At 61.2% G+C, this 11,760-nt stretch carries 13 protein-coding genes and 1 pseudogene; 7 read left to right on the top strand and 7 right to left on the bottom strand.

All coding sequences use genetic code 11. The features are described from left to right. Window positions 1–4 precede the first annotated feature (4 nt). From AC1D11_RS01750 to AC1D11_RS01740, 3 genes are read left to right on the top strand one after another with little or no spacing between them, the layout of a single operon-like run. A complete protein-coding gene (locus tag AC1D11_RS01750) occupies window positions 5–493 on the top strand; it encodes a hypothetical protein (protein WP_477650885.1) in 489 nt (162 codons plus the stop codon). Window positions 494–517: 24 nt separating this feature from the next. Next, window positions 518–1,780, top strand: coding sequence for an MFS transporter (locus AC1D11_RS01745; RefSeq protein WP_477649562.1), 1,263 nt, complete (start codon window positions 518–520; stop codon window positions 1,778–1,780). 32 nt (window positions 1,781–1,812) lie between these two features. Further along, window positions 1,813–2,319 carry a hypothetical protein gene (locus AC1D11_RS01740; RefSeq protein ID WP_477649563.1) on the top strand — a complete coding sequence of 169 codons (507 nt, stop codon included), beginning with the start codon at window positions 1,813–1,815 and terminating at the stop codon, window positions 2,317–2,319. Between the two features lie 26 nt (window positions 2,320–2,345). Here the strand turns inward: AC1D11_RS01740 and AC1D11_RS01735 are convergent, their stop codons facing one another. Next, on the bottom strand, window positions 2,346–2,561 hold the full coding sequence (locus AC1D11_RS01735) for a hypothetical protein (protein WP_477650886.1): 216 nt from the start codon (window positions 2,559–2,561) through the stop codon (window positions 2,346–2,348). 159 nt (window positions 2,562–2,720) lie between these two features. On the opposite strand from AC1D11_RS01735, the gene AC1D11_RS01730 reads away from it, so the two are divergent. From AC1D11_RS01730 to AC1D11_RS01720, 3 genes and pseudogenes are all read left to right on the top strand, one after another. After that, window positions 2,721–3,299 (top strand): hypothetical protein, encoded by a 579-nt coding sequence (locus tag AC1D11_RS01730; protein ID WP_477650887.1) that lies wholly within the window; start codon window positions 2,721–2,723, stop codon window positions 3,297–3,299. A 65-nt stretch (window positions 3,300–3,364) separates the two neighbouring features. Then, a pseudogene (locus AC1D11_RS01725) lies at window positions 3,365–3,628 on the top strand (IS21 family transposase); the annotation flags it as partial. Between the two features lie 164 nt (window positions 3,629–3,792). Continuing rightward, window positions 3,793–4,233: a VOC family protein gene (locus tag AC1D11_RS01720; RefSeq protein WP_477650393.1), complete on the top strand. Its 441-nt coding sequence runs from the start codon at window positions 3,793–3,795 to the stop codon at window positions 4,231–4,233. Window positions 4,234–4,290: 57 nt separating this feature from the next. Here AC1D11_RS01720 and AC1D11_RS01715 read toward each other — a convergent pair whose 3' ends face one another. The 4 genes from AC1D11_RS01715 to msrB all read right to left on the bottom strand — a co-directional run bounded on the left by AC1D11_RS01715 (window position 4,291) and on the right by msrB (window position 7,080). Then, window positions 4,291–5,349, bottom strand: a complete 1,059-nt coding sequence (locus AC1D11_RS01715) for a Vgb family protein (protein ID WP_477650392.1) — start codon at window positions 5,347–5,349, stop codon at window positions 4,291–4,293. A 103-nt stretch (window positions 5,350–5,452) separates the two neighbouring features. Then, entirely contained in the window at window positions 5,453–5,686 is a 234-nt protein-coding gene (locus AC1D11_RS01710) for a DUF3606 domain-containing protein (protein ID WP_477650391.1), read from the bottom strand. 177 nt (window positions 5,687–5,863) lie between these two features. Further along, window positions 5,864–6,580 (bottom strand): peptide-methionine (S)-S-oxide reductase MsrA, encoded by a 717-nt coding sequence (gene msrA, locus AC1D11_RS01705; RefSeq protein ID WP_477650390.1) that lies wholly within the window; start codon window positions 6,578–6,580, stop codon window positions 5,864–5,866. 2 nt (window positions 6,581–6,582) lie between these two features. Continuing rightward, window positions 6,583–7,080, bottom strand: a complete 498-nt coding sequence (msrB, locus tag AC1D11_RS01700) for a peptide-methionine (R)-S-oxide reductase MsrB (RefSeq protein ID WP_477650389.1) — start codon at window positions 7,078–7,080, stop codon at window positions 6,583–6,585. 529 nt (window positions 7,081–7,609) lie between these two features. On the opposite strand from msrB, the gene AC1D11_RS01695 reads away from it, so the two are divergent. Next, the gene (locus AC1D11_RS01695; RefSeq protein ID WP_477650923.1) at window positions 7,610–10,060 is read left to right on the top strand and encodes a penicillin-binding protein 1A; all 2,451 of its coding nucleotides are present in this window, start codon (window positions 7,610–7,612) and stop codon (window positions 10,058–10,060) included. Between the two features lie 109 nt (window positions 10,061–10,169). Here AC1D11_RS01695 and AC1D11_RS01690 read toward each other — a convergent pair whose 3' ends face one another. Then, a complete protein-coding gene (locus AC1D11_RS01690) occupies window positions 10,170–11,264 on the bottom strand; it encodes an ROK family protein (protein WP_477649274.1) in 1,095 nt (364 codons plus the stop codon). A gap of 170 nt (window positions 11,265–11,434) precedes the next feature. Continuing rightward, window positions 11,435–11,647, bottom strand: coding sequence for a CsbD family protein (locus AC1D11_RS01685; protein WP_477649273.1), 213 nt, complete (start codon window positions 11,645–11,647; stop codon window positions 11,435–11,437). Window positions 11,648–11,760: the final 113 nt, after the last annotated feature.

The raw sequence follows: 11,760 nt of genomic DNA, 5'->3' as shown, positions 1-11,760 counted from the left end.
ACTTATGAGTGACTACCAGCCGGATCCTTTCACCAACCCCGGGCCACCAGGCGGCGGTATGAATGGAAACGCTTACCCCGCGCCACCCCAATTGCATTGGGCTTTGGTGCTGCTGTTTACGCTCCTCACGCTTGGGGTATTCATGATCGTCTGGATGTTCGTCCAATCCACCTGGGTGCGAAAAATCAATCCGGCGTCGAATGCGACGACCCAATTCGTCATTTATGTCCCGCTGGCCATCTTTGCCCAGATACTGTTTGAAGGCTCAGACAACCTCAAGGGGGTTGGTTTTCTTTTGATGCTCGTGTCGTATGTGATTTTCTATTTCGGGGCTTATTCCATTCGAAGGTCCATGCTGAATCACTACAACAGCGTTGAACCCATGCAGCTTGAACTTTCAGCGGCCATGACTTTCCTCTTCAGCACCTTCTATTTGCAGTACCACATGACCCGTATTGCGCAATGGAAAGCCGCTTCGAAGTTGGCCATATAGCAGCTCCCGGGCCTGTTTACCTTCATGACTCCTGCCGCCGCGCACAGCGCTTCCCACGCCAGCATTTCCCCCGCCGTCCGGCGCTCCATCCTTCTTCTTTCCTTTGGCACCTTTGCCAGCATGATGGCCCAGCGCATTTGTGACGCCATGCTGCCCGAGCTGTCGCGCGTGTTTGCCGTCAGCCTGGCCCAGGCCGCGCAGGTCGTGTCGATATTTGCCATGACATATGGCGCGTCGCAGCTTTTTTACGGACCATTGGGCGACAGGCTGGGCAAGTTTCGGGTGGTCACTTTTGCCGCGCTGGGCTGCAGCGTTGGCAGCCTGCTGGCCGTGTTTGCGCACAGCCTTGATGCGCTGCTGTTTGCCCGCATGCTGATGGCGCTGGGCGCGGCGGCGCTGATTCCGCTGGGCATGGCCTGGGTGGGCGACAACGTGCCCGCCGACCAGCTGCAGGAAATGCTCACGCGCACCGGCCTGGGCAGCACGCTGGGCATTGTGTGCGGCCAGCTGATTGGCGGCCTGCTGACCGATGCGCTCGGCTGGCGCTGGTCCTTTGTTTTCATGGCGGTGCTGTTTACCGTGGTCGGTACGCTGATGTACCTTGACCTGCGCCGCCAGAATGCCGCGCAGCGCGCCGAGGGCATAGACCCGGCCGCCACACCCCGTCAGCCTGTGCAGCGCACCCACTTCGTCACGCAGGCGCTGGAAATCATCACCGGCCGCTGGTCACGCGTCGTGCTGATCATGGCGGTGATAGAGGGCGCCGCCGGCTTTGGCGTGCTGGCCATCTGGGCTTCGCACCTGCACCATGCCCTGGGCTTGTCGCTCTCGGTTTCAGGCGCCATCGTGGCACTGTTTGGCCTGGGCGGTGTCGGCTACATGGCCGCAGGCCGCCCGCTAATACGCCGCTTCGGCCAGCACGGGCTGGTGATTCTGGGCGGCACGATGGTCGGCATCAGCGCCCTGGTGCTGGCCTATACCCCGCACTGGGCCCCGGCCATTCCGGCCAGCCTGGTGGGCGGGTTTGGTTTTTTCATGTTCCACAACGTCATGCAGGCCAACGCAACGCAGATGGCACCGCACGCGCGCGGTACAGCCGTCTCGATGTTTGCCTCTTTCCTGTTCCTGGGCCAGTCCATCGGCGTGGTGCTGGCTGCCAGTTTGATCGCCCGCATTGGGAGCAGCGCAGTGGTGGCGCTGGGTGGGGCGGTGATGGCGGTGGAGGGGGTTTACTTTGCCTGGGTGTTGAGAAGGCGAGACAGCAAGTCATCTTTGCAAGTCAAATAGACTCTGGAGAATTTCAATTGAAAGTATCGAATATGACCCACTCGTTTTTCAGTGCTGGATTTATCACATTGATGATGTTCGGTTTTACCCCTGCGGCTCATGCCCAATTTGGGGCTGCTTCAGGAAACTATGAGAACGATCTCTCCCAGTTGTTTGGTGCAGCTCAAACGTTGGGAGTCATCAAAGACCTGTGCGCTGAAGAATTTCCGGAGCACAAAGCCAAAAATGAAGCCGCTTTCGCCGCCTGGCGGGCAAAGTCGGCGCCCCTTCTGCAAGAGATGGAAAGCAATATGTCGGCCATGATTGAGCGGGAGACCAAAGGTGATCAGGCAAAGGCCGATGCTTTTCGTGCGCTACTCGATCAAAAGCTTGTTGCCTTCAAGGCCAAGCAAAGGCGCACCATGTTTTCGAGCGACCCCGCGCGGGCCCGAGAGCGTTGCGCCGCCTATCCCGCGCTTATTGGTTCTCCAGCCTGGGACTTTGAGAAATCCATGGCAGGGCAGGTTGCCACCATGCGCAAAGGTCCAGTGAAGCCTTAGCAGGCGGGCTAAGAAGGCGCTTTGGGTTACATCGCCATCTCCGCCCGCTGATACGCCGCTTCGGCCATTCCGGCCAGCTTGGTGGGCAGGTTTGGCTTTTTCACGTTCCACAATGTCATGCAGGCCAACGCAACGCAGATGGCGCCCATGCGCGCGGCACGGCCGTCTCGCTGTTTGCTTCTTTCCTGTTCTTGGCGGTAGTCCATCGGCGTAGTGCTGGCTGCAAGCTTGATTGACCGCATTGGAGCAGTGCGGTGGTGGCGCTGGGCGGGGCGGTGATGGCGGTGGAGGGGTTTACTTTGCTTGGGTGTTGAGAAGGCGAAACTAAAAAGCAGCGAATCTCAATCGCTAACGTGATAAAAAGTATTGAGCATCTAACTATGTGTTGATGAGGAGTACTCGTGATAAAAAAATCAGCAGTGCAAGGCGCCATGATTCATCAAGCCTACGTAGATGAGAGTATGCATGGCGGACTATTGGTGATGGCTGGATACATATCAACTGCAGAGAAATGGGCCGCACTTTCTGATGAGTGGAAGAAATTGCTCGACATGCGTTCAGCTCACTACCCGGTGCTGGAAGAGTTTCACATGACAGAAATGCATAGCACCAAGGAGCGATTGGAACTCTCTGAATGGTACTACCGGCTTATTGAAAAGTATGTGGTGTGTGCAATTTCATGCACCGTAGACGAACGTGGATTTAATGAAATGAAGAAGGCATATCGCTGGCCTTCATTCATCCCAGCGAATCCAAGAGATGGGATAGACAACCCATGGGTCCAAGCGTTTCATCGACTCACTACAGGTATCGCTCTCTACAAGAGCGAATTAGGTATCGGTGGAACGGTCGATTTTGTTTTTGATGAGACCGCGAACAAAACTCAAGCGCTGTTCGCTTGGAAGCAAATTTTAAGAGGCGCTGCTGTCGAGGGAATATCTGTTGAATTCCGTCGAAATCTGACCCACTTAGCGCAGTAATTTCCATCCAAAACTGACCCACGTAGGCACTACCCTGCTTGTTTTAAAAGCAGGGGAAATTAGGAGTGATAGACGTGGCGACATTGAATGTCATCAGACGTTGGGCATTGAGGGATCAGATGTCCATCCGCGAGATCTCAAGGCGTACAGGCCTGGCTCGCAACACAGTGAAGAAGCACCTGCGATCAGAGGAGAGCGAGCCTCAGTACCCAAGACGGGTCAGCTCCAGCAAGCTCGATCCCTACGCCGAGAAGCTGGCCACCTGGCTGGTCATCGAGGCAACAAAATCGCGGAAACAGCGGCGCACTTTGAGGCAGATCCACACAGACTCAGCCCAAAAAAGGAGAAAACCAAGAACTTATCCACATCGTGAGCACCTTCTGCTCACAAAGAGTGTGGGTCAATATTCGATGGAAAACTCGGGTCAGACTTCAGCGGAATTCAACAAAATGCAGCAAGTACGTGGCATCAGCAACGAAACGAGGCAAAAGATATGACGCTTAAACGGATGGACAACGTCCTCGTCGTGGTCGACGACCTTGAAGCCGTCAAGGCGTTCTTCATCGAGCTGGGCCTCAAGCTTGAGGGAGAGACGACCGTCGAAGGGCCTCTGGTCGGCAGCCTGATCGGGCTCAAGGATGTGCGGGCCACCCTTGCGATGATGCGGACGCCCGATGGGCAGGGCATTGAGCTGGACAAATTCCACACGCCGGATGCGATCCGATTCGGACCTGTGGATGCACCGGTGAACACGCTGGGCTTTCGTCGCGTGATGTTTGCCGTTGATGACATCGATGCGCTCGTTGCGCATATGCGCGCCCATGGGGCCGAGATCATTGGCGAAATGCAGTACGGAGACACCTACCGGCTGGCCTACATCCGTGGGCCTGAGGGCATTGTTGTTGCGCTTGCCGAGCAGGGCGGTGGTGATTGAAGTGCGATTGACGGGCGATTAACGTGCGCTGAGGTCTGCCCCAGGTTCGGCGATCTTTCAAGCCGTCTTGACCACCGTCACAAACTCCGTCCCACTCTCAGGCAACCAAACCTCCCCGGGCCGGCCCAATATCTGCCGCACGCTTGCCGCAGAACGCGGCATGGTGATCACCTCAAACTTCTCTGTCGCTGGGTCAAAGCGCAAGAGGGCGTTGCTGCTCCACTCTGAGGCCCAGACGATGTCTTTGTAGTCAACGTACACGGCATAGATGTGCGGCTCGGTGCCCGGTGCTTTGAAGGTGCGCCAGCTGTTGGCGCCTGAGCCCAGTGCGGGGTCGTGCATTGAGAGGTTGCCGCTGTTCCATTCTGATACCCAGATGCGGCCTCTGCTGTCTGACCAGACGCGGCGGGCGCCCTGGCGTGGGGTGGGTGGTTCGACGATGCGTGACTCGCCTGTCTTGCGGTCGAGCTGCGCGATGAATGAGCCGGCCAGTGAGCACCACCACACGTCGCCCCTGGGTGTGGCGCAGATGCCGTAGGGGCCGCGGCCGCGGGGGGACTCTTTTACGGTCACGGTGCCGGCGCGTACCTCTACCTTGCCGACGTAGCCGCTTTGCCCGGTGAACCAGAGGTTGCCTTCGCCGTCGAAGGCGCAGGTGTTGAGGTTGGCATACGGTGTGCCGGCGGGCAGGGGGAAGACTTTCACTTCGCGCGAGGGCCAAGCCACGCGGGCTATTGCGTTTTGCCCGCCGTCGGTCAGCCAGGCGGCGCCGTCGGGCCCGGCAATGACGCCGTGGGGTGACGAGCCATTGCCCAAGGCCACCAGGTCTGACTTGCCGGTGCGCGGGTCAAACCAGCCGAGGTGGCCGCTGCGCTGGGCCGAGAACCATACGCCGCCATCAGGCGCGGGTGCGATGTCGTGAATGCCGGTGAAGGTGCGGGCGTTGAGCGGCCACGATTGAAGGCGCACGGTGCCGGGTGCTTGCGCATGTGTGGCGGCCGGAAAACTGAAACCGGCCAGGGCCGCCAAGCTGGGCAAGGTCGCCAGCGCGGTGCGCCGGTTGATCTGAGTTGCGTCTTGGGGAGCGTGGGATGGAGCGGGCGTCTGCAATGCCATGGCAAAACCTCCTGCGCATCTTGCTGCATGCGCTGAACACGATGAACCGCGGTGAAGGGTGGTGTCTCTGGCATTTTGGCGGCAATGCGCGCCGCCATCAAGCTCACTTGTGTGTACTCAACTCGCGCACGTGGTCTGCGTTGGTGGTGCTGCGGGCGCCCTTGAGGTGCATCTCTACGTTGGTGGCCTTGTCGCCCACGGCGGCTACTGCTTCGCGAAGCTGCTCCTGGGTGATGTCCAGCTTCTTGAGCCACTCCGCAGTGGTGGCTTTGTCATTCAGGTTGATGCGCTCAGGCTGTTCGCCTGCATGTGATTGGGGTCTATCGGTATTGGCCATGGTGGTTACTCCTTGCCTGCTAAGGTAAAAGACCACATTAGCGCGCCTGGCCCACCATGTTTGTAGGCCATTGCCGACTTGATGGGTTTCGGCGAAGGAATAGCGCGCATTGGCGCAAGTCGGGGGTATGGCCTACGCTTTGCGCGACCTATGTTCCCGCCGAACCGGGCCCCTGCCTTACTTGCCGGCCTGCGACACCAGCACGGGCTTTTCGCGGTAGACCTCGGGCATCACGATCTTCAGGTTGGCAATCTTGGGCAGGTCAAACCTTGCGATATAGGGCTGGTTGGGGTGCAGGGTGGCGTAGTCCTGGTGGTAGGCCTCTGCGGGGTAGAAGGCGGCGAGCGGCGCGAGCTGCGTCACGATTTTGTTCGGGAAGGCCTTGGCGGCGTCGAGCTGGGCGATGTAGCTTTCGGTCACTTTCTTTTGCTCGGCGTCTTTGTAGAAGACGGCAGAGCGGTATTGCGTGCCGCTGTCGGGGCCCTGGCGGTTGAGCGTGGTGGGGTCGTGCGCCACAGAAAAGTAGATTTGCAGCAGCTTGCCGTAGCTGATCTTTTTCGGGTCGTAGGTAATTTGCACAGCCTCGGCGTGGCCGGTGCGGCCTGAGCCGATCTGCTCGTAGGTCGCGGTAGCTTTCTCACCGCCTGAATAGCCCGAGACAGCGTTGAGCACGCCGTCGGTGTGCTGAAACACGGCCTGCACGCCCCAGAAGCAGCCGCCGGCAAACACGGCGGTGGCGGTGCTTGCCTGTGCGGCGGCCGTGGTGTCAACGGCCGGTGCGGGCAGCTTCACGGCTTTTTCTTCCGCGGCGCGGGCGCTGGTGCCCATGCCGCCGCCAATGAATGCCCACGTGGCCAATGCAACAGCGCCCAGCGCGAAAAGGTATTTGTTCATTTTTATGCTGCCTTGAAGTTAAGGGCCACGCCGTTCATGCAGTAGCGCAGGCCGGTGGGTTTGGGGCCGTCGTCAAACACATGGCCCAGGTGCCCGCCGCAGCGGCGGCATAGCACTTCGGTGCGTTTCATGAAGAGGGTGGTGTCGGTTTCTTCCACCACGGCGTTGTTCATGGCCTGCCAGAAGCTGGGCCAGCCGGTGCCGCTGTCGAATTTGGTGGCGGATGAAAACAGCGGCAGGTCGCAACCGGCGCAACTGAAAACGCCGGCGCGCTTTTCTTTATTGAGCGGGCTGGTGAAGGGCGTTTCAGTGCCGGCCTTGCGCAGCACGCGGTACTGGTCGGGCCGCAGCAGCTTTTGCCATTCGGCTTCGGTGCGGGTGACTTCATAGGCGCGCGCGGCCGCGTGGGCGGGTGCGGACGCCAGCAGCCCGCGCAGGCCGGCGGCCATGGCGGCGGAGAGGGCGCCCAGTTTGAGCAGGGAGTTTCTGCGGGTCATCATGCGTTGGCCTCTTTCGGTGGGTTGTTGTATTGCTTGCCGTGAACAGGCGGCATGACGGTTGGTCGGCGTGGCGCGGCGTTTCTTACGGATGACGACGCCGCTGGTGCGAAAGATTGGATGACGCTGTGCCGGTTCAGTTCCGTGCGGCGAAATGGCGGGCAGCCTGAAATTGCTATCAATACAGTAGCTGCTCGCGCCCGTACCTATTGGGCTGAAGGCCGATTTGATGCGTAAAAATGGCACTGTGGGCAACGAAATTGGCCCCAAAAGCGCCCGCAGGGCCCACAACGGCTGAAAACAGGCAAAAAAGAGGCAAAAACAGGTCCAAACTACCCTCAAAACTGCCGCACATGCCGCTATTAAAACAGTAGCTGCTTGCGCCCGTTCCCATTGGTCTTGAGGCCAATTTGATACTTGAAAAAGGCCTCCTGCAAGCCGCCGAGGCGGCGTTTTCCCACGGCGTGCGTTTTCCGCAGCGCCGCAGTCCTACAGGCCCGTTTACGCCTCCCATTTAGACTTGCAGGCAATGATGAAACAGCTCCTGACCCAACTTCGCGACTTTGCGGCCACCATTCCTGACCGCTTGCGCCACCCCACCAAACGCGGCGTGCTGCTGACACTGGCGGCCCTTCCGGCGCTGGTGCTGCTGTATGTGCTGATCCTGATCCCGTTCACGCCCAGCATCAACGACCTGCTGAAAGCCAAAACCGCCAAGCCCTCGGTGGTGATGTCGTCTGACGGCCAGGTGCTGGCGGTGTTCAAGCGGGCCAACCGCGATTGGGTGAAGCTCGAAGACATTTCGCCCAGCGTGGTGGACGCGCTGGTCGCCACAGAAGACCACCGGTTTTACGACCACCACGGCCTGGACATCAAGCGCACGGTGTCGGCCGTGCTGCACACGGCCGCCGGCAAGACGCAGGGCGGCTCGACCATCACGCAGCAGCTGGCGCGCAACCTCTACCCGGAAGAAATCGGCCGTTCGTTGTCGATCACGCGCAAGCTGAAGGAGGCCATCACGGCTTTCAAGATAGAGGCGGTTTATTCCAAGGACGAAATCCTGGAGAGCTATCTCAACACCGTGCCCTTTTTGTACAACGCCTACGGCATTGAAATGGCGGCGCGCACCTATTTCGACAAATCCGCCAACGAGCTGGACGTGCTGCAAAGCGCCACGCTGGTGGGCATGCTCAAGGGCACGGCCTATTACAACCCGGTGACCAACCCCGAGCGCGCCATGCAGCGCCGCAACACGGTGCTGGCGCAAATGGTCAAGCATGAGAAGCTGCCCGCAGCCCAGCTCGAGGCTTTGAAAAAGAAGCCGCTGCACATCGACTTTGAACGGCAGGACGAAGAGCTGGGCTCGGCCCCGCACCTGGCGCAGCAGTTGCGCCGCTGGCTGATTGAATGGGCCGACCGCAACGACTACAACATTTATGCCGACGGCCTGGTGCTGCGCAGCACCATTGACTCACGCCTGCAGGACATGGCCAACAAGGCGCTGGCGGTGCAGGTAGACCGCTTGCAAAAGACGGTGGCCGGTGACTGGCGCTTTAACTCGGGCTGGAAGGCCAAGAGCGGCGCGCCGCGCGAGCTGGCCCTGGCCTTCATACGTGACACCGCCGAATACAAGGCCCTGCGCACCAAGGGGCAGGCCGACGACCAGGCCACCAAGACGCTGCTGGCGGACGCGGAGTTCATGCAAAACCTGAAGGACGACAAGACGCGACTGCAGGCGGGCTTCATGGCGCTGGACCCAACCAACGGCCAGGTCCGGGCATGGGTGGGCAGCCGTGACTTTGCGCGCGACCAGTTCGACCACGTGCAGCAGGCGCGCCGCCAGCCGGGCTCGACCTTCAAGCCCTTTGTGTATGGCGCGGCGTTTGAAAACGGCGCCAAGCCGTCCGACGTGTACCTGGACGGTGAGGTGGAAATTCCGCTGGGCAACGGCGCTTTCTGGCGGCCGACCGACGGCGGCGGCCCCAGCGGCGAGATGATGACGCTGCGCCAGGGCCTGATGTTTTCCAAGAACACGATCACCGCGCAGGTCATGCACGCGGTGGGTCCGGCCAATGTGGCCAGGCTGGCCAAGGCCATGGGCGTGCGCCAGAGCAAGCTCGAAGAAGTGCCCTCACTCGCGCTGGGCACCAGCCCTGTCACGCTGAGGGAAATGGTGGCGGCCTACGGCACGCTGGCCAATGACGGCCGTTATATAGAGCCCGTCGTCGTCACCCGGGTAGAAGACCGCAACGGCAAGGTGCTGGAAGCGTTTGAGCCCAAGCTGGCCGAAACCGTGATGCCGGCCACCGTGGCGCAGACGCTGCTGGACGTGATGCGCGGCGTGATCGACCAGGGCACGGGCGCTGCCATTCGCAGCCGCTACGGCATACACGCCGACGTGGCCGGCAAGACCGGCACGACACAGGGCAACACCGACGGCTGGTTCATCATGATGCATCCGCAGCTGGTGGCCGGCGCATGGGTGGGCTTCAACGACAACCGCGTGACCATGGCTGACAGCTATGGGCAGGGTGCCCGCAGCGCGCTGCCGATGGTGGGCGAGTTTTTCCAGGGTGCCATCAAGGCGAAAGTGGTGGACGTGGCCCTGCGCTTCCCCGCGCCGGAAGGCGCAGGCGTGACGGACCAGGAGCGCCAGCGCATTGAAGCGCTGCTCAATGGTGCCGAGCCGCCGCAGGAAAGCCAGCCAGGCCAGACCGGTGACGGCGGCATGCCCCAGCCCTTGGGGCAGCAAAGCGTACTGGGCGCGCCGTCCACCGACGGTGGCCCGCCGCGCGTGTGGCAGCCGGCGCCGGTGATCAAGTACATCACCGTGAACGGGCCTGCCGCAGACGGCACGCCTGCACCCGGTGCGCCGGGCGTGGTGCTGCCACCCGAGCAGCCGCGGCGTGTGCAGCCTGAAGGTACGGTGGAAAACACTGCTGTGCCGGGCGTGGTGGTGGGTGCGCCCATCTCACCGCGCTAGCGCTGCGCGGGCACGCCCAAGGTTGCTATTGAATAGATAGCTGCTTGCGCCCGTCCTGATTGGGCTTCAGGCCTTTTTCTCTTGAATTGTTGCAAGGCAGCGCGAGGCGTCAGCGTTTCGTTTTGCGCGCCGCCTGCGGGCCGGTGTTGACAAAGCTGGCATTGCCCAGCCCGGTGCCCACCGTCAGCACGGCCCAGCGCTTCACGCCCTGCATGAAGGGCAGCTCAGACAGGCCCTGCACCACCGCATCGTTGTGCAGCCGCACCTGGGTGGTCTGGCCGTCCTGGCGCGGCAGCAGTTCGCTGAGGTCGTGCGCCAGGTTAAAGCGGGGGCTTTCCCAGTTGCCGGGCAGGTTCTGCGCGCCTGCGGCGATGGAGCCGTCGTCGCAGATCATGCCGGGGCAGGCCACGCCCACAAACGGCGCCAGGGTGATGCCTTTTCTGTTGGCCAGTCGCTCAAGCTTTTTCAGCATGGCGGCAATGCCCTGCACCAGGTGTTCGCGGCGGGTCACATCGTCGTCGCCGCGGTGGCCCCACTTTTCCAGGCCCGTCACGCGCACGTCCGACAGGTCGGGCGACTTGTGCAGGCGCGGCCGCACAATGCCGCAGCGCAGGTTGGTACCGCCAATGTCCACCGCCAGGAAGCCGCCGTATTGCGACAACAGCTCGGGCGGCGCCAGGTGCACCCAGCCGATCAGTCCGCCTTCGTCGGGGTGGTGGCGCAGCGTCATCAAATGCACGCGGGCGTTTTGCTGGTAGAGCAGTTCGGCCGCGCGGTCGATGGCCAGCTCGCCCACCAGGCTTTGCTGAAAGCCGCCGCCCACCACAATGCGCTGCACGCCGTGCCACGTGGGGTGCGCCAGAAAACGCCGCACCACACGCACCAGCTGCCAGGCGTAGTCTTCCGATGCCGCGGAAATCACGGCGGCGGCCTTGCCATCGCGTTGAAGGAGCAGGTCGAGCCGCTTTTTGCTGATGGCGGGCGTGGGCTTGGTGCCCAGCACGTCTTCGCCGCTGATGCGGCGAAATACCCGGCGCCACACGTCCAGCATTTCGCTGTAGGCCACACGGCTGACGGTGTCGCCCAGAAAACGCTCGCCGTCGTGCAGTTCCAGGCTGTAGCCATTGATCGTCACGGCAGGCAGCTTCAGCTGGCCGTGCAAGAGGTCGTCAGGCAGGGAAGCGGGGGAGGCTTTGCGCGGCATGTGGACGTGTGCTGTAGTGAAAGGTTTCATCATGCGGGCGCGGCGTGCCGCCGGCTATCAGCCAACGCGCCTGAACGCGTCAGCCAATGGCTGGTGTACGCGGCGATTTGCGCGCAAAAAAACGGCCGGGAAGAGCCGGCCGATGGTGGGTGTGCAGCGTTTATTGCTGCTTAGCGACCCAGGGGGTCGCGGTTTTTGTCCAGATCCTTCTGGATGTCTTCTGCGTTCTCACGTGCGTCGCCGGCGGCCTTTTGTGCCTTGCCCTGGAATTCACGGGCGTGGCCCTTGGCCTGTTGCTCGGCGTTACCGACCGCCTTGCCGGTGTGTTCCTGCACTTCACCGGCAACTTCCTTGATCTTGCCTTTGACCTGGTCCTTGTTCATGGGATGTACCTTTCAGAGAGTTGCGTCATGGAAAATTCCATGCAGTTCAAGATAGCCCGCCAGCCCGGGCCGCGCCGAAGGCATAGGGCCCATCGCCGTGTGGGTGTGTGCCT

Source organism: Polaromonas sp. P1_E11 (assembly GCF_056405995.1).
The sequence above is the reverse complement of the archived record's forward strand: the minus strand, read 5'-3'. Positions and strand labels throughout refer to the sequence as shown.

What these genes read in the sequence shown, in the direction of transcription:
- AC1D11_RS01750 (WP_477650885.1), top strand. Translation starts at nt 5, where the DNA reads ATGAGTGACTACCAGCCGGATCCTTTCACCAACCCCGGGCCACCAGGC.
- AC1D11_RS01745 (WP_477649562.1), top strand. Translation starts at nt 518, where the DNA reads ATGACTCCTGCCGCCGCGCACAGCGCTTCCCACGCCAGCATTTCCCCC.
- AC1D11_RS01740 (WP_477649563.1), top strand. Translation starts at nt 1,813, where the DNA reads ATGACCCACTCGTTTTTCAGTGCTGGATTTATCACATTGATGATGTTC.
- AC1D11_RS01735 (WP_477650886.1), bottom strand. Translation starts at nt 2,561, where the DNA reads ATGCGGTCAATCAAGCTTGCAGCCAGCACTACGCCGATGGACTACCGC.
- AC1D11_RS01720 (WP_477650393.1), top strand. Translation starts at nt 3,793, where the DNA reads ATGACGCTTAAACGGATGGACAACGTCCTCGTCGTGGTCGACGACCTT.
- AC1D11_RS01715 (WP_477650392.1), bottom strand. Translation starts at nt 5,349, where the DNA reads ATGGCATTGCAGACGCCCGCTCCATCCCACGCTCCCCAAGACGCAACT.
- AC1D11_RS01710 (WP_477650391.1), bottom strand. Translation starts at nt 5,686, where the DNA reads ATGGCCAATACCGATAGACCCCAATCACATGCAGGCGAACAGCCTGAG.
- msrA (WP_477650390.1), bottom strand. Translation starts at nt 6,580, where the DNA reads ATGAACAAATACCTTTTCGCGCTGGGCGCTGTTGCATTGGCCACGTGG.
- msrB (WP_477650389.1), bottom strand. Translation starts at nt 7,080, where the DNA reads ATGATGACCCGCAGAAACTCCCTGCTCAAACTGGGCGCCCTCTCCGCC.
- AC1D11_RS01695 (WP_477650923.1), top strand. Translation starts at nt 7,610, where the DNA reads ATGAAACAGCTCCTGACCCAACTTCGCGACTTTGCGGCCACCATTCCT.
- AC1D11_RS01690 (WP_477649274.1), bottom strand. Translation starts at nt 11,264, where the DNA reads ATGCCGCGCAAAGCCTCCCCCGCTTCCCTGCCTGACGACCTCTTGCAC.
- AC1D11_RS01685 (WP_477649273.1), bottom strand. Translation starts at nt 11,647, where the DNA reads ATGAACAAGGACCAGGTCAAAGGCAAGATCAAGGAAGTTGCCGGTGAA.